The sequence below is a fragment of the Novosphingobium sp. ZW T3_23 genome, assembly GCF_044987305.1.
Lineage (GTDB): Bacteria > Pseudomonadota > Alphaproteobacteria > Sphingomonadales > Sphingomonadaceae > Novosphingobium.
This window is the reverse complement of record NZ_JBJDRF010000040.1, coordinates 1-20,441: the sequence shown is the minus strand read 5'-3', so window position 1 is coordinate 20,441 and position 20,441 is coordinate 1. Positions and strand designations below refer to the sequence as shown.

Genomic DNA, 20,441 nt, shown 5'->3' with positions numbered 1-20,441 from the left:
AGAGTTTTGCTTAGGTATAATTCCTTGATGAAGCGTGGACGTCTCGAACAGTCTCATCCGTTTCGGACCCGGCAATGAGATGGACGTAGCCTTTCCCGCTTCATAAGGAGCATGCGTGAGCGAGCTTCCCATCCTATCCGTATTGCCCGAAGTCCTGTCCGCATTGCGTGACGGTCCTCACGCCGTGCTGATAGCACCGCCGGGTGCCGGCAAGACCACCGCGCTGGCCCCGGCGCTGCTGGACGAACCGTGGTGTACCGGCACCGTCATCCTGCTGTCGCCGCGCCGCGTCGCCGCGCGGGCCGCCGCCGAGCGCATGGCGGAACAGCTGGGCGAGAAGGCCGGCGAGACGATCGGCTATGTCACCCGCCTCGACGTGAAACGCTCGGCGCGAACCCGGGTGCTGGTGATGACCGAGGCGATTTTCGTGGCGACTATCGTCTCCGATCCGGAGCTTTCGGGCGTCTCCGCCGTACTGTTCGACGAAGCGCACGAGCGGCATCTCGACAGCGATCTCGGCCTCGCTCTCGCCATCGAATCGGCTCAGGTCCTACGCGAAGACCTGCGCATCGTCGTGATGTCCGCCACCATCGACGGGACGCGTTTCTCGCGGCTGCTGGGCGGTAAGGTTCCGGTGATCGAGAGCGCAGGCAAGGCCTGGCCGCTGTCGATTCGCTGGCTCGGAGGATCGCCTGATCAGCGAATCGAGGATGCCATGACTTCCGCCGTGCTGACCGCTTGGCGCGAGCAGGACGGCGATATCCTCGCCTTTCTTCCCGGCGTGCGCGAAATCGATCGCGTCGCGGAACGTCTGGCGGAAAAACTGTCGCAGGCGCTGGTCTTGCCGTTGCATGGGCAATGTGAACCCGCAGCCCAACGCGCGGCGATCCGCCGCGATCCGCAGGGCCGCCGCCGCGTTGTACTGTCCACCGCGATCGCCGAAACCTCGCTGACGTTGGAAGGCGTATCGGTCGTGGTCGACAGCGGCCTGTCGCGCCGTGCTGAATTTGACAAGGCGGCGGGCGTAACCAGACTGGTGACGAACCGCGCCAGCCGTGCCTCGGCAGCGCAACGCGCCGGACGCGCCGCCCGTCAGGGGCCCGGAACGGCCTATCGCCTTTGGGAAGAGGCGGCACACGCGGGACGACCCGAATTCGATCCGCCGGAAATGCTCACGAGCGATCTCGCTCCGCTCACGCTCTCCCTCGCGCAGTGGGGGACCGGCGATCCGGCGGCCATGGCCTGGCTCGATCCGCCGCCGGCCCCAGCACTGGAGGCCGCCAGACGCCAGCTCCAGGCGCTTGGCGCCTTGGACGGAGACGCGCGAATCACGTCTTTCGGCGGCAAGGTCGCTTCCCTGCCGATGGATCCGGCGCAGGGCGCCATGATCCTCCATGCCACCGAGCGAGGCGCGGCAGCGGACGCGGCAAAGCTCGCCCTGCTGCTCCAGGAGCGCGGGCTGGGCGGTCGCAGCGAGGATCTGGCGCAGCGTCTCTCCCGCTGGAACGGCGATCGTTCCCCTCGTGCGGAAGCCTCGCGCAAGCTGGCGGGAGGCTGGGCGCGGCGCGCGCGGGCGCTGACCTCCGGCGCTGACGATGCGCACGACATTCCCGCCGGAGTCCTGCTGGCGCTCGGACGTCCGGACATGGTGGCACGCCGCCGCGATGCGACGGGCGAGAACTGGCTCTCGGCCGGGGGCAGGGGCTATGTGCTCGATCCGGTCTCGCCGCTGGCCACGCGCGAATGGCTGGTGATCGGCGATGCGCAGGGACAGGCCAAGGGTGCGCGCATCCTGTCCGGCGCTTCGCTGGAGACCTCCGACGTCGAGCAAGGCCTGGCCGATCGCATCGAGCGGCGGTCGGTCATGCGCTGGAACGAGGCGGAGGGGCGCGTCGAAGCGCGGCTGGAGCGGCGTCTGGGGGCCATCACCCTGGCAAGCGGACCCGATCCCGCGCCGGATCCCGCCGCGATCTCGGCTTTCCTGCTGGAACGCGTGCGGGAAAAGGGCCTCGATCTCGTTCCTTTCGGCAAAGGCAGCCTGTCGCTGCTGCGGCGGGCTCGCTATGCGGGAATCGAGGCGCTGTCAGAGAAGGCGCTGGCCAGGGATCTGGACGATTGGCTGGGCCCGCTGCTGGGGCGGCGGCTCGATGCGATCGACAAGGGAGCGCTCGCCGAAGCCTTGCGCAATCGCCTTACCTGGGACGATCAGCAAACCCTTGAAAGGCTTGCACCGCCGGAATTCCGCAGCCCGGCCGGCAGCACCCATGCGATCGACTACGAGGACGAGGGCGGCCCCAGCGTGGAAGTGCGCGTGCAGGCGCTGTTCGGGCTGGATCGCCATCCGACCTTCGGGCAGCCCGCGCAACCGCTCCTGCTCAAGCTGACCTCTCCTGCGGGGCGGCCGATCCAGACCACGCGTGACCTGCCCGGATTCTGGCGCGGATCGTGGCGCGACGTGCAGCGCGACATGAAGGGCCGCTACCCCCGACACCGCTGGCCGGACCAGCCCTGGACCGAGGATCCCAGCCTGAAGACGCGCAATGCGTTCGAGAGAAGCAGGAATACGTGATTTGCGCTTGATTCTCTCCCTGATTCGGAGGCAAAGCGCTCGACTATGAGTGCACGCATCTATCAGCGCCCGAAGAACGCCATGCAGTCCGGCAAGGCACTGCTTGACCAGTGGGTCCTCGAATTCGCTCCCTCGGAAGCGAAGAAGCCAGATCCCCTGATGGGTTGGGCCGGCTCCGGCGACATGCAGCAGCAGGTCACGCTGAAGTTCCCGACCGTGGAGGAGGCCAAGGCCTACGCCGAACGCTACGGCATCGAGGCCGAAGTTCATGCCACGCCGCCGCGCCGCCTCAAGATCCAGGCCTACGCCGACAACTTCCGCTGACATTCACGCGCTCGCGCGCTTTTTCAGGCATGATCGGCCCGCGTTTTCCAGGAGAAAGCGCGGGCCGATGCCGTTCCGGGCCTCTTCGTGGAGCAAGGTAAGGGTCTTGGAGAAAAGTCTGGATGTCCGGGCTGGACAAACCTTCCGCGGCCCGCCATATGGCCGCCCGGGAGTCGGGTGGACGTTTGCGTTCGCCAACCTGGTCAGGTCCGGAAGGAAGCAGCCACAACGGATAGCGGCGGGTCGCCCGGCTCCTTCAGCCCACATCGTGACAAGATAGCGTACCCGCCGAAGCGCAGGCTTTTCGGCGCGGTTTCGGTTCTGGGCTGTGGAGCAAATTGCTTTTCCCCTGACATTCCGGCGCCACGCCCCTAGTTTGGCAGGCGATGAACGATTCACGCGACATGTTCGGCGATACACCTCCCTGGGACGACAAGGAGGAAGATGCCGCTCCGACCCCGGCCGAGCTGGAAGAGGCCGGACAGGCGTCGATGTTCGGCGATCCCCAACCTGCACCTGAGCCAGCGCCTGAGCCCGCAGCGGCGCCGGAACCCGCGCCGATCGAATCGGCTGCGAACGAACCCGAAGAGCCGGTGGCAAAACCGGCTGCTCCGAAACCGGCCGCTCCGAAGCCAAACGCACCGGAGGCGTCAGCGCAGCCCTATCGCGTGCTCGCGCGTAAGTATCGTCCGCAGACTTTCGCGGAACTGATCGGGCAGGAAGCGATGGTTCAGACCCTCGCCAACGCCATCAAGCGCGACCGGCTGGCCCATGCCTTCCTGATGACCGGCGTGCGCGGGGTGGGCAAGACTTCCACCGCGCGCCTGATCGCCAAGGCGCTCAACTGCATCGGACCCGACGGACAGGGCGGCCCCACCATCGATCCTTGCGGTCAGTGCGAGCCGTGCCAAGCGATCGCCGAAGGGCGCCATATCGACGTGATCGAAATGGACGCCGCTTCCCACACCGGCGTCGACGACGTGCGCGAGATCATCGAGGCGGTGCGCTATGCCGCCGTCTCGGCGCGCTACAAGATCTACATCATCGACGAAGTTCACATGCTGTCTCGCAATGCTTTCAATGCCTTGCTGAAGACACTTGAAGAGCCGCCGGCCCATGTGAAGTTCCTTTTCGCGACCACCGAAGTGGACAAGCTGCCGGTCACGGTGCTGTCCCGCTGCCAGCGCTTCGACTTGCGGCGCATCCCCGCGCCGATGCTGGCCGGGCACTTCGCCAAGGTCTGCGGGCTGGAAGGCGTCGAGGCCGAGGAAGAGGCGCTCGCCATGGTCGCCGCCGCCGCCGAGGGTTCGGTGCGTGACGGCCTGTCGATTCTCGACCAGGCGATCGCTCATGCCGATCTCGACGGAGAGGGACAGGTCCGCGCCGACAAGGTCCGTGACATGCTGGGCCTTTCCGACAAGAGCGTGCAGCGGCATCTCATCACCGCGATCCTGGACGGAAAGGGCGGCGAGCTGCTCGAACTGGTGGAGCGCCAGTTCTCCCTGGGTGTCGAGCCGATCGCGATCATGCGCGGGCTGATGACGCTGGTTCACCGCATCGCGGTGGCGCAAGTCGCGGGCGGGGCGCACGATGCGCATTCTGCGGAAGAGCGCGAGGCGATCGAGGGCTGGGCCAAGGCGCTCAAGGCCGGGCAGGTCCATCGCATCTGGCAGCTCCTGCTCAAGGGGCATGAGGAAGTGAAATCGGCGCCCGATCCGCTGGTGGCTGCGCAGATGGCGCTGCTGCGGATCCTGCACGCGTCCGACATGCCGGATCCGGGTTCGCTGGTGAAGAAGCTGGAAGAACTGGCTGCCCGTGCTCCAGTCGCTGCGCCTGAGACTTCCCGCGCCCCGGATGGCGGCGGGGCTGAAGGCGCTTCCGCGGCTCCCGCGCCGACAGCTGCAGTCGAGGTTCGACGCTGGGAAGAACTGGTCGAAGATGTAGAGCACATGGGTGAGCTTTCGATCGCGAACACCATGCGCATGCAGGTTCGCGTCGTCGAGCTTGGCTCCGGGCTCCTGCGCTATTCGCAGCCACCGGGTTTCAGCGAAGACATCGCGGGCCTGCTGCGAGGGTCACTTGCCAAGGCGACCGGCGAGCGCTGGGAAGTCTACAAGCTCGGCGAGCAGGAGGGCGTCATCGCCATGCCCACGCTCGTCGAACAGGCCGAAGCGAAGAAGAATGCCGAAAGCGATGCTGTCAGCCAGCACCCCCTAGTGGTGGCGACCAAGGCTGCCTTCCCGCAGGCCGAAATTATTGAAGACGATCGTCCGCTCGCCGTCGGCGGTGGCGGACGCAATTGGAGACGTTGAGATGAAGTCCATGGAAGAGATGCTCCAGGCAGCGCAGCAGGCGGCCGAGACCATCCAGAAGCAGATGAACGAGGCGCAGAACAAGCTGGATGCCATGGAAGTCGAAGGACTTTCCGGCGGCGGCCTGGTGAAGATCCGTTGTTCGGCCAAGGGTCGCGTGATCGGCGTTTCCATCGACGACAGCCTGATGCAGCCGGGCGAAAAGCAGATCCTCGAAGACCTGATCGCCGCTGCTTACAACGACGCGCGCGTCAAGGCCGATTCGGTGGCGGGCGAGGAACTGGCCAAGGCCCAGCAGGGCATGGGCCTGCCGCCGGGCTTCAAGATGCCGTTCTGATTTGCGGGTTGCATCGTCGGAGAGCGCCTGACTTCCGCCAGGCGTTTTCCGTCGGTTCTGACGGATGTTCCGGGAAATTGCGCTATATTGGATCAAACATCCGGTATTTTCCGGAGTTGCGATCTAGGGAGAAGGGGAAAGTGGTGCGGCTATCGCTTCCACAGTCTTTCGACGGCATTACCATTGCGTGCTGCGCGAGAGACCCCATATCGTCCCGCGCCCCATGTTATCTCGGGAAGGCCGGGGGGCTCTCAGCTGCCCCGCGTGTGTGTTGAAATGGAAATGACCTTGAACCTGCTTCCGCTGCTTCCCTTGCGCGACATCGTCGTGTTTCCCGGCATGGTCGTGCCGCTTTTCGTCGGGCGCGAGAAATCGGTAGCCGCGCTGGAAGCGGCGATGGCGGGTGAAAAGGACATCTTCCTCCTCGCCCAGCTCGATCCGGGCTGTGACGATCCGGACCGTGACGATCTCTACGATACCGGCGTGATCGCCAGCGTCTTGCAGCTCCTGAAGCTGCCGGACGGCACCGTGCGCGTGCTGGTCGAAGGTCAGGAACGCGCCAAGCTCGATGCCCTGCGCACGGAACAGTCCGCCGAGGGCGAGATGCTGGTCGCGCAAGTCGAACGCCTTGAACCTGTCGAGGCCGACGGCACCGAGACCGAAGCGATGATGCGCTCCGTCGTCGACCAGTTCGGCGAATATGCCAAGCTGAACAAGAAGCTCTCGCAGGACGCGGGCGACCAGCTGGGCGAGATCGAGGATCCGGCCAAGCTGGCCGACACGATCGCTGCGCAGCTTTCCGCCAAGGTTGGCGACAAGCAGGCCGTGCTCTCCGAGCCGGACCCGCTCAAGCGCCTGGAGATGGTGTTCTCCTTCATGGAAGGCGAACTCGGCGTGCTTCAGGTGGAGCGCAAGATCCGTGGCCGCGTGAAGCGGCAGATGGAAAAGACCCAGCGCGAATATTACCTCAACGAGCAGCTGAAGGCGATCCAGTCGGAACTCGGCGGCGGAGACGGCGACGAGGCGAACGAGCTTCAGGAGCTTCAGGAGCGCATCGAAGCGACGCGTCTCTCGAAGGAAGCGCGCGAAAAGGCCACGGCAGAGCTGAAGAAGCTCAAGTCGATGCAGCCGATGAGCGCCGAGGCGACCGTCATCCGCAACTATCTCGACGTGCTGCTGGGCCTGCCCTGGGGCAAGAAGAGCAAGCTGAAGCGCGACATTTCCGAAGCGCAGACCGTGCTCGACGCCGATCACTACGCGCTCGACAAGGTGAAGGACCGCATTGTCGAGTACCTGGCCGTGCAGGCGCGCACCAACAAGCTGAAGGGGCCGATCCTTTGCCTCGTCGGCCCGCCGGGCGTGGGCAAGACCTCGCTGGGCAAGTCGATCGCCAAGGCGACCGGCCGCGAATTCATTCGCCAGTCGCTGGGCGGCGTGCGCGACGAGGCCGAGATTCGTGGCCACCGCCGCACCTATATCGGCTCGCTGCCGGGCAAGATCGTCACCAACCTCAAGAAGGCCGGCAAGTCGAACCCGCTGTTCCTGCTCGACGAGATCGACAAGCTGGGCCAGGACTTCCGCGGCGATCCGGCATCGGCGCTGCTCGAAGTGCTCGATCCGGAGCAGAATTCGAAGTTCCAGGACCATTACCTCGAACTCGACATCGACCTGTCGGACGTGATGTTCGTCTGCACTGCGAACAGTCTGAACCTGCCGCAGCCGCTGCTCGATCGCATGGAGATCATCCGCCTCGAAGGTTATACCGAGGACGAGAAGGTCGAGATCGCCGAGCGCCACCTCGTGCGCAAGCAGGTGGAGGCGCACGGCCTGAAGAAGGGCGAGTTCACGCTGACCCAGGACGGTCTGCGCGACCTGATCCGCTATTACACCCGTGAGGCGGGCGTGCGTACGCTGGAACGCGAGATCGCCAAGCTGGCGCGCAAATCGCTGCGCCAGATCCTGGAAGGCAAGGCCACCGAGGTCACGATCACGCCGGAAAACCTTTCCGAATTCGCGGGCGTGCGCAAGTTCCGCCACGGCGTGGGCGAGGAAGAGCACCAGGTTGGCGCCGTCACCGGCCTCGCCTGGACCGAAGTGGGCGGTGAACTGCTGACCATCGAAAGCGTGACCGTGCCCGGCAAGGGCCAGATCAAGGCCACCGGCAAGCTGGGCGACGTCATGAGCGAGTCGATCCAGGCGGCCTTCAGCTTCGTGAAGGCCCGTTCGCCGGCCTATGGCATCAAGCCCTCGACGATCCAGAAGAAGGACATCCACATCCACCTGCCCGAAGGCGCGGTGCCGAAGGATGGTCCTTCGGCGGGCATCGGCATGGTCACGTCGATCGTCTCGACCCTGACCGGCGTGCCGGTGCGCAAGGATGTGGCGATGACCGGCGAAGTCACGCTGCGCGGCCGGGTGCTGCCGATCGGTGGCCTGAAGGAGAAACTGCTGGCGGCCCTGCGCGGCGGGATCACCACCGTTCTGATCCCGGAAGAGAACCGCAAGGATCTCGCCGAGATTCCCGATAACGTGAAACAGGGGCTCGACATCATCCCGGTTTCGCATGTCGACGAAGTGCTGGCCAAGGCGCTGACGGAACCGCTCGAAGCCATCGAGTGGACCGAGGCGGACGAACTGGCCGCGGCGCCTTCACAGACGCCGACGTCTTCCGCTACCGCGCATTGAATCTGTCGCCGGACGCTCTTTCCATTTCCGGAGAGGGTGTCTTGGCGGCAATTTTCGGTCGAGCTGGGTGCCTTAAAAGAAAGTCTTTTGCGTAGAGCGCTTGTCACCGGCGCGCGCACCCTGTAACGGCCCCCCTTCCTGCCACGCGCCTTGCGGCAGGATTTTGCTAGAAGGATCTTGAAATGGGTTACCGGGTTGCCGTCGTCGGCGCGACCGGAAATGTCGGCCGCGAAATGCTCAACATCCTCGCCGAGCGCGAATTCCCCTGCGACGAGATCGCAGCGGTGGCTTCGTCGCGTTCGACCGGGACCGAGATTGAATTCGGCGAAACCGGCAAAATGCTCAAAGTAAAGAACATCGAGCATTTCGATTTCACCGGCTGGGACATCGCGCTGTTTGCTGCGGGCTCCGAGCCGACCAAGATTTACGCGCCCAAGGCCGCTGCCGCAGGTTGCGTGGTGATCGACAACTCGTCGCTCTATCGCATGGACCCGGACATTCCGCTGATCGTGCCGGAAGTGAACCCGGAAGCGATCGACGGTTACAAGGCGCGCAACATCATCGCCAACCCCAACTGCTCAACCGCGCAGATGGTGGTGGCGTTGAAGCCCCTGCACGACAAGGCGAAGATCAAGCGCGTGGTCGTCTCGACCTACCAGTCGGTTTCCGGCGCGGGTAAGGCGGGCCTGGACGAACTGTTCGAGCAGAGCCGTGCCATCTTCGTCGGCGATCAGGTTGAACCGCGCAAGTTCACCAAGCAGATCGCCTTCAACGTGATCCCGCACATCGACGTTTTCTTGGACGATGGTTCGACCAAGGAAGAATGGAAGATGATCGTGGAGACGAAGAAGATTCTTGATCCCAAGATCAAGATCCAGGCCACCTGCGTGCGGGTGCCGGTCTTCGTGGGCCATTCGGAATCGCTCAACATCGAGTTCGAGGAAGAGATTTCGGCCGAGGAAGCACAGGATATCCTGCGCGAATCGCCGGGGATCATGCTCGTCGACAAGCGCGAGGATGGCGGATACGTCACCCCGATCGAAGCGGTGGGCGATAGCGCGACCTATGTCAGCCGCGTTCGTGAGGATCCGACCGTGGAAAACGGCCTGGCGCTGTGGTGCGTGTCGGACAACCTGCGCAAGGGCGCTGCGCTCAACGCGGTGCAGATCGCCGAACTGCTGGGGCGCCGTCACCTCAAGAAGGGCTGACGCGGCGGCTTCGGCCTGACCGAACGAGAAAAGGGCCTGCGGAGCATTCGCTTCGCGGGCCCTTTTCTCGTTCTGAGATGCCTATCGACCTTCGGCTGCGGCAAACCCCTTCATTTGCGCATAGGCGGCCTCGCGGGCGTCTTCGGGCAGGGACAGGAGATAACGGGAGGCTTCCCTGTAGGTGAGGAATGGCAGGTCGTCGGCGATGATGGGTGTCGTCCGGCTGTTGTAGATTCGCTTGAGCAGGCGGCGCTGGGGTCTGCTCAAAGGCAGGTTTTCGCCCGTCGCGATTTCGCCGCTATCTTCTTCGCCGGTGACGTCTTGGTCGTTCGTTTCCATTCGGCGTCCTATCACGGCTTCGATACTCTGTCTGCGGTTTGCTCCGGGCCGCAGGCGAGGTACGCTCGCGCCATGACCAGCACCATGACCGGCGGCTGCCAGTGCGGCCGCATTCGCTACGAGGCCGAAGTCGAGAACGACGAGGCCTATCTCTGCCACTGCCGCTACTGCCAGAAGGCGACCGGCGGCTTCGCGGCGGCTTTCGTGCAAGTTGCGAAAGCCGGGGTCGTCTGGGCGCAGGAGCCGGACTGGTACCAAAGCTCCGCCATCGCTCACCGACCGTTCTGCTCGCATTGCGGCACCCCGCTCGGGTTCGATTTCCTCGACAGCAGCGGCAACATGGACCTCACGCTGGGCAGCTTCGACGAGCCGGGTTTCTTTCGTCCGACCTCGCATTCGGGCTGCGAAAGCTTGCATCCCGCGTGGCTCGATACCAAGGACTTGCCCAGGCACACCAGCGCGGCGACCGAAAGCGTCGCCTCGCGCTGGAAGGCGGCAGGACTGGAGGTTCCCTAAGTGAGCGATCTGCGCAAGGAAGTCATCGAAGGTTACGCGGGCACCGATCTGGCGGTGCATGTCATGGGAGACACCGGCGCGCGGCCCTTGCTGCTGCTCCACGGCCTGTTCTCGAGCGCCGACGTGAACTGGATCAAGTACGGCAATGCGAAGATCCTGGCCGACGCCGGTTTCGAGGTGTTCATGCCGGACCTTCGCGCCCATGGCCAAAGCGGCGCACCGCACGAGCCCGCTGCCTATCCCGCCGATGTGTTGGTCGAGGATCTGAAGCTGGTGATCGCCGCGCTTGGCCTTGCCGACTACGACCTCGGCGGTTTCTCGCTCGGCGCGCGGACTTCGGTGCGCGGCGTGCTGGCGGGGCTCGCTCCCCGTAAGCTGATCCTGGGCGGGATGGGCCTCACCGGCCTTTCCGGCTGGGCACGGCGCAGCGCCCACTTCGTGGATGCGATCGACCGCTTCGGCACGATCGAACGCGGCGACAAGGCCTTCGTCGCGCAGGCTTTCATGAAATCTATGAAGATCGACCGTGTCGCCGCGCGGCTGCTGCTGGGTTCGGTCGACGATACCGGCGCCGATGCCATTGCCCGGATCGCCATGCCCACGCTCTGCGTCTGCGGCGGCGAAGACCACGACAACGGATCCGCGCAGGAACTGGCCGAGGCGCTGCCGCAGGGGCACTACGTCGAGACGCCGGGGAATCATATGTCTTCGGTGACGTTCAAGGACATGGGCAGGGCGATGGCGGAGTTTCTGCTCGATTGAAGAAGCGGGGAAGATTCCGGGGGATGATCCCCCGGACCCTCGGAATGTCGCCCTTGTGCGCGACCTATCCGTAGCGCGCTCCTCGCGGCGCAGCCATTTATGTCTTCCGACTCAGCCATGGGCGCGAGACGGATAGTCAGGGTGTGACCTAGACAGTCCTGGGGGTGCAGGGGGGCTTTGCTCCCCTGCTTTTACTCTTCTCTTCCTCCCTCAACGGTTGATCTCAGGCAGCGGGCGACTAGTCTCGCCGCCATCAGAGAGACAGATGAGGCATACCCCATGAAATTCGCATCCACCGCGCTTGCCGCGCTCGCGGCCGGGCTTTCGTTCGGCATGGCGGCGCCCGCCTTTGCCGAGGACGCGCCTTCTTATCCGGAAACCGCGCAAGGCGCGGCGCAGTTCATTGCCGCCGCCGAGAAGGATCTGTTCGATTTCTCGGTCGACAATGCCCGCATCAACTGGGTGAACTATACCTACCTCACCGACGACACCGACGCGCTGGCGGCGCAGTCCAACGGGCTGCTCACCGAGAAGCAGGTGGCCTATGCGGTGGAAGCGGCGAAGTTTGCGAAGCTGCCGGGTCTGGATGTCGATGTTTCGCGCAAGCTGGGCATCCTGCGCCAGGGCATCGTCCTGCCCGCGCCGACGACGCCCGGCGCGGCGGCGCAGCTGAGCGAGATATCCACGCGCCTTGCCTCCACGTACGGCAAGGGCCGCGGCACGCTGGACGGCAAGGAAATCAACGGTTCGGATATCGAATCGGAGATGGGCAACCTTACGCATACGCCTGCCGAATTCGCCGAGATGTGGACGACCTGGCACGACAATGTCGGCAAGCCGATGAAGGCGGACTACGTGAAGATGGTCGGTATCGCCAACCAGGGTGCCAAGGAACTCGGCTATGCCGACGTCGGCGCCATGTGGCGCTCGGGCTACGACATGACGCCCGAGCAGTTCTCGGCGGAGACCGAGCGTCTCTGGGAAGAAGTGAAGCCGCTCTATCTCGCGCTGCACACTTACGTTCGCAACAAGCTGAACGCAAAGTACGGCGATGCCGTGCAACCCAAGACCGGCGCGATCCGCGCCGACCTGCTCGGCAACATGTGGGCGCAGGAATGGGGCACGATCTATCCGCTGGTGGCGCCGAAGGGCGCCGGCGATCTCGGCTATGACATCGGCGATCTGCTGAAGGCCCAGGGCCGCACGCCGATCGACATGGTGAAGGCGGGCGAAGGCTTCTACTCGTCGCTCGGCTTCGCGCAGCTGCCGGAAACGTTCTGGAAGCGCTCGATGATCGTCAAGCCCGCCGACCGCGAGGTGATCTGCCACGCTTCGGCTTGGGACGTCGACAACAAGGACGACATCCGCATCAAGATGTGCACCAAGGTGGATTCGAACGACTTCGTGACGATCCACCACGAACTGGGCCATAACTACTACCAGCGCGCCTACAACAAGCAGCCGTTCCTCTACCTCAACGGCGCCAACGACGGCTTCCATGAGGCGATCGGCGACTTCATCGCGCTGTCGATCACGCCGCAGTACCTCGTGCAGATCGGCCTGCTCGACAAGGCGAAGGTTCCCAGCGCCGACAAGGACATCGGTCTGCTGCTGCGCCAGGCGATGGACAAGGTGGCGTTCCTGCCCTTCGGCCTGCTGATCGACCGCTATCGCTGGGGTATCTTCGACGGTTCGATCCAGCCTGCGGACTACAACAAGGCCTGGACCAAGATGCGTCTCGACTATCAGGGCATCACGCCGCCGTCCGCGCGCGGTGACGACGGCTTCGATGCTGGCGCCAAGTTCCACGTTCCGGGCAACACGCCCTACACGCGCTACTTCCTGGCCCGCATCCTTCAGTTCCAGTTCTACCAGGCCGCGTGCAAGCAGGCGGGCTGGAAGGGGCCGCTGCACCGTTGCAGCTTCTACGGCGACAAGAAGGTGGGCGCCAACCTCAACAAGATGCTGGAAATGGGCATGTCGAAGCCCTGGCCCGAGGCGCTCAAGGCCTTCACCGGCACTCCGCAGATGAGCGCCAAGCCGATGCTCGACTACTTCGCGCCGCTCAAGAAGTGGCTCGACGAGCAGAACAAGGGCGAGAAGCAGGGCTGGTGACCAAAACGGCCCCGAGCGACACGAGGTCGCTTCGAAGCTGATCGAGGGGAGCCGGTTTGCGCCGGCTCCCCTTTTTCATGAGCCTTAGAAGTCCACCGTGATGCCGGTGAAGAACGTGCGGCCGTAGACGTCGTAGGTCGTCGGGTAAGTGTTCGATTGTTCCTGGTTGTCTCCGAGGATCGGCGGCTTGCGGTTGAACATGTTGTTCATGCCGATGTTCCAGGTGAAGCGTTTGGCCACGTCGATCTGCGCGGTGAGATCGAAGTAGTCGTAGGCCTTGATCTTCTCGACGCTGTAGGTCGTCGAGGCATCGTCGTCCTTGACCGGCGAGAGGTGGCGCCAGGCGAGCGAGAGCGTCTTGCCCTCGGTCGACCAGGTCACGCGGCCGTTGAGGCGCCACTTGGCATAGACGTTGCCGCAGAGCAGGCCGAACTTGCCTGCGCAGTCCACGGTCAGGTCGGAAAGCGCGGCGATCGGCTTGAACGTGAAGTTCAGCAGCCGGGTGCCGCTTACGCGCAGGGTCAGCTTGCTCGACCCGTTCTGCCCGAAGGCCAGCGGTATCGCATACTGCATGTCGAAGTCGATGCCGTCGGTCTTCATGCCGCCCGAGTTCGAGAGGTTATCGACCGCGCCGGTGATCGTGTAGCTGTTGCCGTCACGCGGCAGCAGCGAGCAATAGCTGGTGTCGTAAGGCGTCCAGCCGTTCGCGGCGGTGCCGTAGCAGGCCGAGATGATGTTCGAAGTTCCGGCGGCGGTGATGTAGTTGTCGATCTTGATGTGGTAGTAATCGACCGTGAGCGACAGGCCTGGAATGAAGCGGGGCTGGATCATTGTGCCGAAGGTCCAGGTGTTCGCCGTTTCCTCACGCAGGGACCGGTTGCCGCCGTTGTAGCTGTCGATCTGCGAATCGCCGCCGTTGTATTCGGTGCCGATCAGGTTCGCCGGAATACCCGACGACGCGCAGCTGGCGTTCAAGTTGGCGCTGGAAAGCGCTGCCGAGGTCGCGCAGGGGTCGGAGGCCTGCTCGAAGTTCTGGGCGTTGCCGCTGTAGAGGTTGTTGACCGTCGGCGCGCGCACCGCGCGTGAGAATTGGCCGCGCAGGCTGACGTCCCTGATCGGCGCCCAGACGAGGCCCGCCGAGAAAGTGCCGACCGACTTGGCCGCCGTCGAATAGTACGAATAGCGCGCCGCGCCGTTGAATTCGAGGCGTTCGACGAAAGGCTTGTCCGCGATCAGGGGCACGTTGAACTCCGCGAAGAGTTCCTTGACGTTGTAGCCGCCCGATATCGGTTCGGAGCCGTTGAAGCCGATCACGTCGCCCGAGGCGAGCGCCGCGTCCGGGTCGAAGCTGCCGTGCTCGCTGCGATACTCGCCGCCGAAGGCGAGGCCCGCCGGACCGGCGCCAAGATCGAAGAGGTTGTTGTTGGTGATCGCGCCGCTGGCGACTTTCTCGGTGATGGTCGAGCGGTTTACCGTGTCGATCGAGATGAAGTCCGCCGCAGCCTGACTGATGTTGCCCGCGCCGAAGATGTTCAGCGGGACGCAGCCGTTGCTGGTGTCCGAGCAGACGAGATTGCCGCTCGAATCGTAACTCGTCAGCAGGGCCTGCTGGACGCGGCTGGCCGAGACGTTGCCGTACTGGCGTTCGACCTGCTTCGTGCGCGAATAGCTGAAGTAGGCGTCGTAGTTCCAGTCGCCGGAGATCTGGCCCCGCGCGCCGATCAGCCCGCGATAGGCCTTGCTGTCGAGATTGGAGATACGGTCGCCCACTTCCGAGAGGCGGCGATAGACCGATGCCGAGGTGTAGCCGTCGCCGTCGGTGTCGTAGCCGCCCAGCAGCGACTGGGTGGCGGCCGACAGGAACGAGGAATCGGTGTCGAGCGAGAACGTGCCGGTCAGTGGCGTCGGCGCCAGCTGGTTCCGGACGCGGTTGTGGATGTACTGGCCTTCACCGTAGAGGGTCAGGTGATCGCTGACGTCGAAGTGGGCCTGCGCCGAGAGCAACTGGCGCTTCTGCGGAACCTGAAGGTAGTTTTCCGAGGCGTAGTTATAGGCATCGGCCGAAGTGTAGGCCGAAGTGCTGCCGTCCTGTCCGAACTTGTAGTTGTTGCCGCCCAGCGCGATGCGGCCAGCGGGGATCGAGCTGGAACCGCCGCCCATCAGGCCGCCTTCGCCGTCGTCGGTCTGTGCGACCGAAGTGTAGCTGCGGCCCGACTGGAGGATCGACTTGCGGCGCATATAGTCGCCGTAGATCGTGATGTTGCCGCGCCCATCGGCGAAATTCTTGCCGACCAGAAGGCCGCCGTTGTACTGCGCGCCGTCGCCTTCGCCGGTCAGGCGGTAGTTCGCATTGGCCTGGACGCCGTCGAAGTCCTGCTTGGTGATGAAGTTCACCACGCCGGTCACCGCGTCCGAACCGTAGACGGCGGACTTGCCGCCGGTCACCACGTCCACGCGCTCGATCAGTGCGGTCGGGATCGTGTTGAGATCGACGATCTGGTTGGTGTCATACGAGACGTAGCGGTGGCCGTTGACCAGAACCAGCGTGCGTTCGGCGCCGAGCCCGCGCAAGTCGGCGGTGGCGACGCCGCCGCCCGGATTGTTCGACGCGGCGGTCGAGCCCGGCAGCACCTGCGGCAGGTCCTTGAGGATGTTCTCGACGTTGACCTGCCCGCTCAGCGCGATCTCCTTGGAGGAAACGGCCATGATCGGGGCGGCATATTCGAGGTTCGGATTGGACAGGCGCGAGCCGGTCACGACGATGGCGCCGCCTTCCGGCGCGGCATCGGTTGCGGTTTCGCTTGCAGGCGCGCCGTCCTGGGCATGCGCCGCGGCGGGCAGGCCCATCAGCAGGGTCGATGCCAGCAGCAGGCGCTTCATCTCGGATGTCATTCGATACTCCCTTTGCAGTTTCCGGCGCGCGGTCTGCCGCAGGCCGGAACCAGGTCAGGGGGTGTGCTCCCAAGATGAATGCTCTGTCATCATGCAATAACAGTTCAAATCTATTGTTGCTTGCCCGAGTTGTAGTTGTGCAACTATTATTTCGTGGAATGAAAAGTAATAGTAAAATAGATGTTACGCGGTGAAATAAAGGCGTAACACGGGAATCACTGTTTTTTATCTTCAAAATCGGAATAATATTATCCGATATATTGATTACTTGCCATAAGATTTCGAAAAATGCCGTGTTGGTGGAAGAGTGGCATGGCTGTTGCACCGAGCAAGTCCGCGCCTGCGGCTTTTTCAATCGATGCAAAACGGGCGCCGCTCCGGTTTGGAGCGGCGCCCGTTTTATTCGGCCAGTCTTGCGGAAATCAGTCTTGCGGAAATCAGCGGAACGGCGGCTCGTTGAAGGCGCGCAGCTTGCGGGAGTGGAGCTTCTCGCCCTCGGCGCGGAGCAGGTCGCAGGCATGGAGGCCGATCTTGAGGTGGCTGGCGATGGCTTCCTCGTAGAAGCGGTTGGCCTGGCCCGGCAGCTTGAGTTCACCGTGGATCGGCTTGTCGGAAACGCAGAGCAGGGTGCCGTAGGGCACGCGGAAGCGATAGCCCTGGGCGCTGATCGTGGCGCTTTCCATGTCGATGCCGATGGCGCGGCTCAGGCTGAAGCGGTGCGCGGATTCGGTGTAGCGCAGTTCCCAGTTGCGGTCATCGGTGGTGACGACGGTGCCGGTGCGCATGCGCTTCTTGAGGTTGGCGCCGCCTTCGCCGCTGACGGCCTCGGCCGCAGAGGCAAGGGCCTGCTGCACTTCGGCGATCGCGGGCAGCGGGATTTCCGGCGGGAGCACCGGATCGAGCACATGGTCGTCGCGCAGATAGGCATGGGCGAGCACGTAGTCGCCGATGCGCTGGCCTTCGCGCAGGCCGCCGCAGTGGCCGATCATCAGCCAGACCTCGGGGCGGATGACCGCGAGGTGGTCGGTGATGGTCTTGGCGTTGGAGGGGCCGACGCCGATGTTGACGAGCGTGATGCCCGACTTGTCCGGCCGGATCAGGTGATAGGCCGGCATCTGGTGGCGGCGCCAGGCCGTGTCGGAAAGGCGCTCGCGCGCGTTCTCAACCGGGCTGTCGAGATAGAGGCCGCCGGCACCGGACAGCGCGGTATAGCCGTCCGTGCCGATCTGTTGGCCGGCCCAGTCCACGAACTCGTCCACATAGCGGTGGTAGTTGGTGAAGAGGATGTAGCGCTGGCAGTGCTCGACGCTGGTGCCCGTATAGTGCTGGAGGCGGGCCAGGCTGAAGTCGGTGCGAAGCCCGTCGAACAGCGCCAGCGGCAAGGGCTCTTCGGTCGACTGCCGGAACACGCCGTCCGAAATCTCGTCGCCGATCAGGGCGAGTTCGGTGGTGGGGAAGTGCGCGGCCAGTTCCTGCGGCGTGACGCTGCCCATGCCGACGCCGTCGAGGACGTAGGGGAAGGGGATCTCCTGCGTCGAAGGGCCGACTTCGATCTCGACTTCGTAGTCCTCGTGCAGCAGCGCGAGCTGTTCTTCGAGGTAATCCGCGAAGAGGCGCGGCTTGGTGATGGTGGTTAGATAAGTTCCCACATCGTTCAGTCGTCCGAACGACCGGCCGTAGAACGTGCCGCGCTCGACACCGCTATAGGTGATGCGCAATTCCGGGTAGCACCATGCCAGCGTTTCGCGGCGATCGGCGGGGGGAAGCGTGCCGCTCTCGACGAAGGCGGAGATATCGGCCTTCAGGGTGGTGACGGCGGTTTCGTAAACGCGGACCAGTTCCGCGAGGGTGTTTTCTATCGTTTCCATCTCCCACACTTACGCGATTCGTATTGCAGTGCAATAGTCGGCGCGGGCCGGTGCAGCACGCCTGGCTGACGAGAAGGGCACCAAAGAGAAGGGCCCCCGCTCCGGTATGGAGCGAGGGCCCTGGATCTCTTCGTGCGTTACCGCGAAAAGGAAGCTCAGGCTTCTTCTTCGGTCTCGGCAACGTCGTCTTCGACCGCGATTTCACCGGGTTCGGCGTTCGGGTCGTAGGCTTCGGTGAAGCCCGAGACGTCCTGTTCGAACATCGCGGCCATCACGTCGACGCCCTGCGACTGAAGATCGGCTTCGTCGGGCGAACGGGCGACGTTCACCTTGACGTTGACCGAAACTTCGGGGTGCAGGTTAACGCGAACGTCGAACACGCCGATGGTCTTGATCGGGCGTTCGAGCACGATCATCTGCTTGCTGACTTCGGCGCCCTGCTCGTTGAGAGCGTCGACGATGTCACGCACCGAAACCGAACCGTAAAGCTGGCCCGAGTTCGACGAAGCGCGGATCAGGACGACCTGCTTGCCTTCGACGTTGCCCGAGTGCGATTCGGCCGACGTGCGACGCTCGGCGTTGTCGGATTCGATCTTCGCGCGGTTGGCTTCGAAGACCTTCTTGTTCTTCTCGTTGGCGCGCAGGGCCTTCTTGTTGGGAAGAAGGTAGTTGCGGGCGTAACCGTCCTTGACGGAAACGACGTCGCCGATGGCGCCGAGCTTTTCGACGCGTTCGAGGAGGATGATGTCCATGAGGCTAGCCCCCCTTACTTGACGATGAAGGGCAGGAGGCCGATGTGCCGGGCGCGCTTGATCGCCTGGCTCAGCTCACGCTGCTTCTTTGCGGAAACCGCGGTGATGCGGCTGGGAACGATCTTGCCACGCTCGGACATGAAGCCCTGGAGCAGACGCACGTCCTTGTAGTCGATGGCCGGAGCGTTCTTGCCCGAGAACGGGCAGGACTTGCGGCGACGGAAGAATGCACGTGCCATGGAAATCAGTTCCCTTCACGTTCGCGACGGCGCGTACGCTCGCGGTCGCTCTTGCGCATCATGACCGACGGACCGGCTTCGTGCTCGTCGACGCGGATGGTCACGTAGCGGATGACGTCTTCGTTGATCTGCGTCTGGCGCTCGAGCTCGGCGACGACGTCGCCCGAAGCTTCGATGTTCAGCATCACGAAGTGCGCCTTGCGGTTGCGCTTGATCTTGTAGGCGAGATTCTTGAGGCCCCAGGTCTCGGTCTTGGTGACCTTGCCCTGGTTCGTCTCGACGATCTCGGTGGCGGCGGCGGCAAGCGCGTCGACTTGCGCCTGGCTGAGGTCCTGGCGTGCCAGGAACACGTGCTCATATAGAGCCACGGCAGCTTCCTTTTCTCTAATCTAACCGATCGCTGGCTTGTCCGCGGGATTGCGGGGCCCCTCCGGCTTTCGTCCCTCCCGTCCGGCATGTCGCACGAGACGGAAGGCGCGCCCTTAGCGGATCTGGCGCGGAACGCAAGCCAAAGCTGCATATCCGCGCCGGATCGTCATGGAGCGCGCCCGTTCCTCAGAGTCCGTTTTTACGGCACCGGCCGCTTTGAAAATGCCCCTGCGGGCATTTTTCAAACGGTCTCTCAGGGCTTGATGCCCAGTCGTTCGTAGAGCGCGGCGATGCCCGGATCGAGCGTGCGGGCAACCGCGATTTCGGCGCGGCTTTCTCCGGCGCGGCCGAGATGGGCCAGCACGACGCCGCGCATGTAGCGGCTTTCCGCCTGCGTGGGGGCATCGCGCAGCACGGCGTCGAGATCGCGCAGGGCGTCGTCGTAGCGACCGAGGCGCAGCCAGACGACCGCGCGGCTGTCCAGCGGTCCCGACGGGTCGCCGGTCAGTTCGATTGCGCTGGAGCACTGGCGCAGCGCTCCGTCGACATCGATGCCGCGCATGCCTTTGATCCAGCAGGCGAGGTTGAGGAGGTCGGGGCTCTGCGGGCGCTTTTCCATCATGACGTCGAGCAGGCCCAGGGCCTCGGTGGCATCGGCATAGAGCCCCAGCGTCTCGACCTTCGACATTTCCCAGGCCCGACGCTCGTCCCCGCCGAGGGCGATCTTCTCGTCCAGGAGTTCGCGGGCGGCGGCGGCATCGCCCTGTTGCGCCATGAGCGTGGCGAGCAGCATCGCCGAGTCGCTTTGCGACGGGTCGAGTTCCTGCGCCTTGCGAGCGTCTGCCAGAGCGGCCGGCAGATCGCCGAGCGAGCGGTTGAGGCGTGCCCGGTCGAGATAGGAGGAAGCGTCGGCCGATAGCGCGATCGCGCGGTCGAGATCCGCACGCGCACCCTTGAAATCGCCTGTGCCACGCCGGAGGTTGGCACGGGTCTGCCAGACTTCGGCGCTGGGCTCCTTCGCGGCCATCGCCTTTTCCAGCAAGGCGTTGACGGTGGCCAGCTGGCTGGTGGATTTCGGGGCAACGCCAAGGTTCCAGCGCCGCGTCGCGTTGTCCGGCGCGATCAGCCGGGGCACTTGCGCCTGGGCCTTGGCC

16 protein-coding genes and 1 other RNA gene are annotated in these 20,441 nt (G+C 64.2%); 10 read left to right on the top strand and 7 right to left on the bottom strand.

Annotation, left to right across the window (positions count from 1 at the left end):
• Positions 1 to 115: 115 nt before the first annotated feature.
• The 7 genes from hrpB to ACI3K3_RS18135 all read left to right on the top strand — a co-directional run bounded on the left by hrpB (position 116) and on the right by ACI3K3_RS18135 (position 9,435).
• The gene (gene hrpB / locus ACI3K3_RS18165) at positions 116 to 2,569 is read left to right on the top strand and encodes an ATP-dependent helicase HrpB (protein ID WP_404916185.1); all 2,454 of its coding nucleotides are present in this window, start codon (positions 116 to 118) and stop codon (positions 2,567 to 2,569) included.
• 45 nt (positions 2,570 to 2,614) lie between these two features.
• Positions 2,615 to 2,893 carry an ETC complex I subunit gene (locus ACI3K3_RS18160; RefSeq protein WP_313441283.1) on the top strand — a complete coding sequence of 93 codons (279 nt, stop codon included), beginning with the start codon at positions 2,615 to 2,617 and terminating at the stop codon, positions 2,891 to 2,893.
• Positions 2,894 to 3,059: 166 nt separating this feature from the next.
• An RNA gene (ffs, locus tag ACI3K3_RS18155) (signal recognition particle sRNA small type) lies at positions 3,060 to 3,154 on the top strand.
• A 125-nt stretch (positions 3,155 to 3,279) separates the two neighbouring features.
• Positions 3,280 to 5,205 (top strand): DNA polymerase III subunit gamma/tau, encoded by a 1,926-nt coding sequence (locus ACI3K3_RS18150; RefSeq protein ID WP_404916183.1) that lies wholly within the window; start codon positions 3,280 to 3,282, stop codon positions 5,203 to 5,205.
• A gap of 1 nt (position 5,206) precedes the next feature.
• The gene (locus ACI3K3_RS18145; RefSeq protein WP_313441279.1) at positions 5,207 to 5,542 is read left to right on the top strand and encodes a YbaB/EbfC family nucleoid-associated protein; all 336 of its coding nucleotides are present in this window, start codon (positions 5,207 to 5,209) and stop codon (positions 5,540 to 5,542) included.
• A 282-nt stretch (positions 5,543 to 5,824) separates the two neighbouring features.
• Positions 5,825 to 8,227 (top strand): endopeptidase La, encoded by a 2,403-nt coding sequence (gene lon, locus ACI3K3_RS18140; RefSeq protein ID WP_404916180.1) that lies wholly within the window; start codon positions 5,825 to 5,827, stop codon positions 8,225 to 8,227.
• Between the two features lie 182 nt (positions 8,228 to 8,409).
• On the top strand, positions 8,410 to 9,435 hold the full coding sequence (locus ACI3K3_RS18135) for an aspartate-semialdehyde dehydrogenase (protein ID WP_404916178.1): 1,026 nt from the start codon (positions 8,410 to 8,412) through the stop codon (positions 9,433 to 9,435).
• A gap of 81 nt (positions 9,436 to 9,516) precedes the next feature.
• On the opposite strand, the gene ACI3K3_RS18130 is transcribed toward ACI3K3_RS18135, so the two are convergent.
• A complete protein-coding gene (locus tag ACI3K3_RS18130) occupies positions 9,517 to 9,774 on the bottom strand; it encodes a hypothetical protein (RefSeq protein ID WP_404916176.1) in 258 nt (85 codons plus the stop codon).
• Positions 9,775 to 9,846: 72 nt separating this feature from the next.
• On the opposite strand from ACI3K3_RS18130, the gene ACI3K3_RS18125 reads away from it, so the two are divergent.
• The 3 genes from ACI3K3_RS18125 (at position 9,847) to ACI3K3_RS18115 (ending at position 13,167) form a co-directional block, all read left to right on the top strand.
• On the top strand, positions 9,847 to 10,290 hold the full coding sequence (locus ACI3K3_RS18125) for a GFA family protein (RefSeq protein ID WP_404916174.1): 444 nt from the start codon (positions 9,847 to 9,849) through the stop codon (positions 10,288 to 10,290).
• A complete protein-coding gene (locus ACI3K3_RS18120; protein WP_404916172.1) occupies positions 10,291 to 11,052 on the top strand; it encodes an alpha/beta fold hydrolase in 762 nt (253 codons plus the stop codon).
• A 279-nt stretch (positions 11,053 to 11,331) separates the two neighbouring features.
• A complete protein-coding gene (locus ACI3K3_RS18115) occupies positions 11,332 to 13,167 on the top strand; it encodes a M2 family metallopeptidase (protein WP_404916170.1) in 1,836 nt (611 codons plus the stop codon).
• Between the two features lie 84 nt (positions 13,168 to 13,251).
• Here the strand turns inward: ACI3K3_RS18115 and ACI3K3_RS18110 are convergent, their stop codons facing one another.
• The 6 genes from ACI3K3_RS18110 to ACI3K3_RS18085 form a co-directional block, all read right to left on the bottom strand.
• Positions 13,252 to 16,059, bottom strand: coding sequence for a TonB-dependent receptor (locus ACI3K3_RS18110; RefSeq protein WP_404916168.1), 2,808 nt, complete (start codon positions 16,057 to 16,059; stop codon positions 13,252 to 13,254).
• Positions 16,060 to 16,496: 437 nt separating this feature from the next.
• Positions 16,497 to 17,927 carry an AMP nucleosidase gene (locus tag ACI3K3_RS18105; protein ID WP_404916166.1) on the bottom strand — a complete coding sequence of 477 codons (1,431 nt, stop codon included), beginning with the start codon at positions 17,925 to 17,927 and terminating at the stop codon, positions 16,497 to 16,499.
• A gap of 155 nt (positions 17,928 to 18,082) precedes the next feature.
• The gene (gene rplI / locus ACI3K3_RS18100; protein ID WP_404916164.1) at positions 18,083 to 18,679 is read right to left on the bottom strand and encodes a 50S ribosomal protein L9; all 597 of its coding nucleotides are present in this window, start codon (positions 18,677 to 18,679) and stop codon (positions 18,083 to 18,085) included.
• A gap of 14 nt (positions 18,680 to 18,693) precedes the next feature.
• Positions 18,694 to 18,918 carry a 30S ribosomal protein S18 gene (gene rpsR, locus ACI3K3_RS18095; protein ID WP_086490477.1) on the bottom strand — a complete coding sequence of 75 codons (225 nt, stop codon included), beginning with the start codon at positions 18,916 to 18,918 and terminating at the stop codon, positions 18,694 to 18,696.
• Positions 18,919 to 18,923: 5 nt separating this feature from the next.
• On the bottom strand, positions 18,924 to 19,286 hold the full coding sequence (gene rpsF, locus ACI3K3_RS18090; RefSeq protein ID WP_313440832.1) for a 30S ribosomal protein S6: 363 nt from the start codon (positions 19,284 to 19,286) through the stop codon (positions 18,924 to 18,926).
• A 254-nt stretch (positions 19,287 to 19,540) separates the two neighbouring features.
• Positions 19,541 to 20,441, bottom strand: a 901-nt coding sequence (locus ACI3K3_RS18085; RefSeq protein ID WP_404916161.1) for a tetratricopeptide repeat protein, incomplete at its 5' end; no start/stop codon positions are given.

Excerpts from the sequence above, each read along its gene's own strand:
- ACI3K3_RS18130 (WP_404916176.1), bottom strand. The coding sequence starts at position 9,774 with ATGGAAACGAACGACCAAGACGTCACCGGCGAAGAAGATAGCGGCGAA.
- rpsR (WP_086490477.1), bottom strand. The coding sequence starts at position 18,918 with ATGGCACGTGCATTCTTCCGTCGCCGCAAGTCCTGCCCGTTCTCGGGC.
- rplI (WP_404916164.1), bottom strand. The coding sequence starts at position 18,679 with ATGGACATCATCCTCCTCGAACGCGTCGAAAAGCTCGGCGCCATCGGC.
- ACI3K3_RS18160 (WP_313441283.1), top strand. The coding sequence starts at position 2,615 with ATGAGTGCACGCATCTATCAGCGCCCGAAGAACGCCATGCAGTCCGGC.
- ACI3K3_RS18150 (WP_404916183.1), top strand. The coding sequence starts at position 3,280 with ATGAACGATTCACGCGACATGTTCGGCGATACACCTCCCTGGGACGAC.
- ACI3K3_RS18115 (WP_404916170.1), top strand. The coding sequence starts at position 11,332 with ATGAAATTCGCATCCACCGCGCTTGCCGCGCTCGCGGCCGGGCTTTCG.
- ACI3K3_RS18135 (WP_404916178.1), top strand. The coding sequence starts at position 8,410 with ATGGGTTACCGGGTTGCCGTCGTCGGCGCGACCGGAAATGTCGGCCGC.
- ACI3K3_RS18125 (WP_404916174.1), top strand. The coding sequence starts at position 9,847 with ATGACCAGCACCATGACCGGCGGCTGCCAGTGCGGCCGCATTCGCTAC.
- ACI3K3_RS18145 (WP_313441279.1), top strand. The coding sequence starts at position 5,207 with ATGAAGTCCATGGAAGAGATGCTCCAGGCAGCGCAGCAGGCGGCCGAG.
- lon (WP_404916180.1), top strand. The coding sequence starts at position 5,825 with ATGACCTTGAACCTGCTTCCGCTGCTTCCCTTGCGCGACATCGTCGTG.
- ACI3K3_RS18105 (WP_404916166.1), bottom strand. The coding sequence starts at position 17,927 with ATGGAAACGATAGAAAACACCCTCGCGGAACTGGTCCGCGTTTACGAA.
- ACI3K3_RS18110 (WP_404916168.1), bottom strand. The coding sequence starts at position 16,059 with ATGACATCCGAGATGAAGCGCCTGCTGCTGGCATCGACCCTGCTGATG.